This window comes from Streptomyces sp. NPDC056231, assembly GCF_048270745.1.
Lineage (GTDB): Bacteria > Actinomycetota > Actinomycetes > Streptomycetales > Streptomycetaceae > Streptomyces.
This window is the reverse complement of record NZ_JBLVKW010000176.1, coordinates 1-3,220: the sequence shown is the minus strand read 5'-3', so window position 1 is coordinate 3,220 and position 3,220 is coordinate 1. Positions and strand designations below refer to the sequence as shown.

Below are 3,220 nucleotides of genomic sequence, written 5' to 3'. Positions count from 1 at the left end.
CCGAGGGTGTAGCCGAAGCCCGGCTCCAGCGGCTCGATCACGAACCGGGAGCGGAACTCGTCGACGACCTCTTCGGTCAGCGACGGACGCTGAGCAATCAGCATGGGGCGGTTCCTCCAGATTTCGGCGCCCGCTATTTGACGCCATAGACACCACAGGGTATCGGCAATACGACCTCACAAGAGGCCGCACCGCCCGACGCCGCTAGGAGCGTGGGTCAGTAACGAGCAGGCCGGCAGTTGTTCTGCGGCGAGGACTTCGCCCAGCTACCGTGACGTGTCGCTTGCCCGTCCGGTGGTCGGGTTGCCGTACACCGTCGGCTCCCCCGTGGGGTTGGTCGGGTCCGGGTCGGTGGCCAGGCGGGCGTGCAGGTGCTCGTCGTGGTATGCCCCATCGCCGAAGCGGTGTGAGTCGCGCAGGGTTCCTTCGGGGAGGTAGCCGCAACGGTGGGCCACCCGGCAGGAGGCCTCGTTGCCGACTGCGTGGGCGATGATGAAGACCTCGTCCATGTGCCATTTGTCGCCCGGCCGCGGGCGGCGTCGGCGCAGCCGGTTCGCGTAGTCCTGGCCGAACTTGGCGCACCAGCGCCGCACCGTCTCGTACGAGACCTCAACACCGCGCTCGAACATCAGCTCCTCGACCTCCCGGTACGACAGCGGGAAGCGGAAGTACAGCCACACGCAGTGGGAGATGATCTCCACCGGATACCGGTGCCCCTTGTACGACGGCGCGGTGTCCACGACAAGCCCCTCCCACGATGACCCGAAGATCATCTCACTGGGCCAGGCCAACGTGACAGTGCCCAACCGGCCCATATATGTGGCCCTGGCCGTCACCGTCGAGGGCCGGCGCGACAGGCGACCGTCCTCGTCGGGGCCATCAACGAGTGGCTGTAACGGCCCCCTCCCGTGTGCGTGGGCGGGCGCTGTGCACGACGGCGACGGCCGAGAGAGCCGCCGTCAGTCCGATGGCGGTCTGGAGGGTGAGCGGTTCGCCGAACATGGCGGCGCCCCAGACGGCCGTGACGGGCGCCATGAGGAACATGAGCGTGTTGACCTTGGTGATCCCAGACCGTCGCAGGGTGAGCCAGTACAGTCCGTACCCGCCGAAGGTGGACAGGGCCACGAGCCAGGCGATCGCGGCCCAGAACCAGGGCTCGGCGGGCGGTTTCGCGGCTCCGGTGCATGTGGCGAGTGCGGTGAAGACGGCGGCGCTGGTGGTGCAGTGGATGGTCATCGACACCGCGGGGGCGACCTGTGTGCGCGAGCGGCCTTCGAGGAAGGTGGCCGCTACGAGCGAGAGCATGCCGAGGAACGGTATGAGGTAGGCCCACCAGGCCGCGCCGGTGGTGGCCCTGGCGTCGGCCGTGGTGACGAGGGCGACGCCGCCGCCCCCCAGGCACAGGCCGAGCCACTGGGTGCGGGTGACGTACTGGCGCAGAAGCGGTCCGGCGAGTGCTCCGGCAACCAGGGGCTGGATGCCGTCGATCAGGGCAGTGGTGCCGGTGGACACGCCGAGCTGGATCGCGGAGAAGACGGTCAGCAGGTAGCCGCTCTGCGACAGCACGCCGATCACGGCCTGCCAGGCCACGTCCCGTGCCGTGAGCCGTCGCCACGACGTCCTGGTACTGAACGCGGCGACGGCGATCAGGATGGCCGCCAGCGGCAGGAAGCGCCACATCAGGAGCGTGACCGCAGGCGCGCTGTCCGCGCCGAGCTTGGCCCCGATGAACCCGGAACTCCAGCAGAGCACGAAGGCGATCGAGAGCAGGGCGTTCACATGATCCTCTCCGGTATACAGATCGGTCTACCCGACTGAGTATACAGATCGGTATACTTGATGCCGTGGAGACTGTGGAGAGGCTGCGACGCAGCACGATGACGCCAGCCGCACTGCGCGTCCTGGAGGCTGCTGCGAGGCTGTTCTACGAGCGCGGCATCCATGCCGTCGGAGTGGATCTGATCGCCGCCGAGGCCGGGGTGACGAAGAAGACGCTCTACGACCGCTTCGGCTCCAAAGAGCAGATCGTCGTCGACTACCTCGCCGACCGCGACGAACGCTGGCGAGCATGCGTCACCGAGAGGCTCGAACATATGGAGCCGGGATCCGTCGACCGCGTCCTCGCGGTCTTCGACGCCTCCAAGGCGTGGATGATCGACAGCAGCCCCAAGGGGTGCAGCATGGTCAACGCGCACGCAGAGATCAGCCACGCGTCCCACCCCGCGTACGCGATCATCACCGGCCAGAAGAAGTGGATGCTCACCCTGTTCACCGACCTGGTCCGGGAGCTCGCCCCGGACCAAACCCGCGAGCTGGCCGGCACGCTCATGCTGCTTCACGAGGGAGCCCTGGTCGCCCACGGCCTGCGCATCTTCCCGGACCCGATCGGTCGTGCCCGTGATCAGGCGAGCGAACTCCTCAGCGGCCTCGGTGCCGGTGGGGACAGCTCTGCGTAACGCGTCAGAAATGGTCCGTGGGTGTCCCCTTCAAGTGGTCGTGATCAGTGTTTTCGAAAAAACACGCTTCTACAACCCCCGCCGCATCCAGAAGAAGCTCGGCTACCTCAGCCCGATCGAGTTCGAGGAGAAGTACTACGCCGAGCAGGCAGCGACCGAACAAGTGAACCTGGGTCGCGGCTGCTCGACGAGGTGCTGGCGGTAGCCGCCGTCGACCCAGACCTTTCGGATCGTGGGGTGCTCGGCAGCCACCGTGTCGATCAGGCTGGTGCCGGCGACGGAGTCCTGGACGCTCGCGGCCGTGACCAGGACCGCCAGAAGCAGGCCGAGTGTGTCCGTCACGATGCTTCTCTTCCTGCCGACGATCTTCTTGCCCGCGTCCGTGCCCTGGCTCGTGGCGGGAACGCTTGTGGAGGTTTTCACGCTCTGTGCGTCGATCACGCACGCGGACGGTTCGGCGTTGCGGCCTTCGTCCGGCAGCGAGACCAGCAGCATCTCCTCCACCGCGCCGTTCAACGACTCGATGGTGCCCTTCCGGTACGGCTTGTACGCTGGAAGATCATCCACCGGGACCGCGAACGCGCCCAGCGCACGCTCCACCGTCCGCAGCGCCGCCAGCACCGCGTCCCGGGCCGGCTGATGCGGAGTGAGGGCCACCCCCACGATCATCTTCGTCGCGACATCGATGAACCACGTCACCCACGGACACGCCGCGGACCCCTCCAGGTCCACCCGCACCGGAATCCGCTTGTGATCACCCTCCC

General features: G+C 67.2%; 2 protein-coding genes and 3 pseudogenes. 1 reads left to right on the top strand and 4 read right to left on the bottom strand.

Annotated elements, in window-relative coordinates; genetic code table 11:
• The 3 genes and pseudogenes from ACNPQM_RS43840 to ACNPQM_RS43830 all read right to left on the bottom strand — a co-directional run.
• Nucleotides 1-104 (bottom strand): annotated as a pseudogene (locus ACNPQM_RS43840) (DNA-directed RNA polymerase subunit alpha); the annotation flags it as partial.
• 387 nt (nucleotides 105-491) lie between these two features.
• Nucleotides 492-773 (bottom strand): annotated as a pseudogene (locus tag ACNPQM_RS43835) (IS6 family transposase); the annotation flags it as partial.
• A 106-nt stretch (nucleotides 774-879) separates the two neighbouring features.
• Nucleotides 880-1,779: a DMT family transporter gene (locus ACNPQM_RS43830; protein WP_418088376.1), complete on the bottom strand. Its 900-nt coding sequence runs from the start codon at nucleotides 1,777-1,779 to the stop codon at nucleotides 880-882.
• 98 nt (nucleotides 1,780-1,877) lie between these two features.
• Here ACNPQM_RS43830 and ACNPQM_RS43825 point away from each other — a divergent pair, with 98 nt between their 5' ends.
• Nucleotides 1,878-2,456 (top strand): TetR/AcrR family transcriptional regulator, encoded by a 579-nt coding sequence (locus tag ACNPQM_RS43825; RefSeq protein WP_418088377.1) that lies wholly within the window; start codon nucleotides 1,878-1,880, stop codon nucleotides 2,454-2,456.
• Nucleotides 2,457-2,639: 183 nt separating this feature from the next.
• Here the strand turns inward: ACNPQM_RS43825 and ACNPQM_RS43820 are convergent.
• Nucleotides 2,640-3,188, bottom strand: a pseudogene (locus ACNPQM_RS43820) (transposase); the annotation flags it as partial.
• Between the last annotated feature and the right edge of the window lie 32 nt (nucleotides 3,189-3,220).

What these genes read in the sequence shown, in the direction of transcription:
- ACNPQM_RS43825 (WP_418088377.1), top strand. Translation starts at nt 1,878, where the DNA reads ATGACGCCAGCCGCACTGCGCGTCCTGGAGGCTGCTGCGAGGCTGTTC.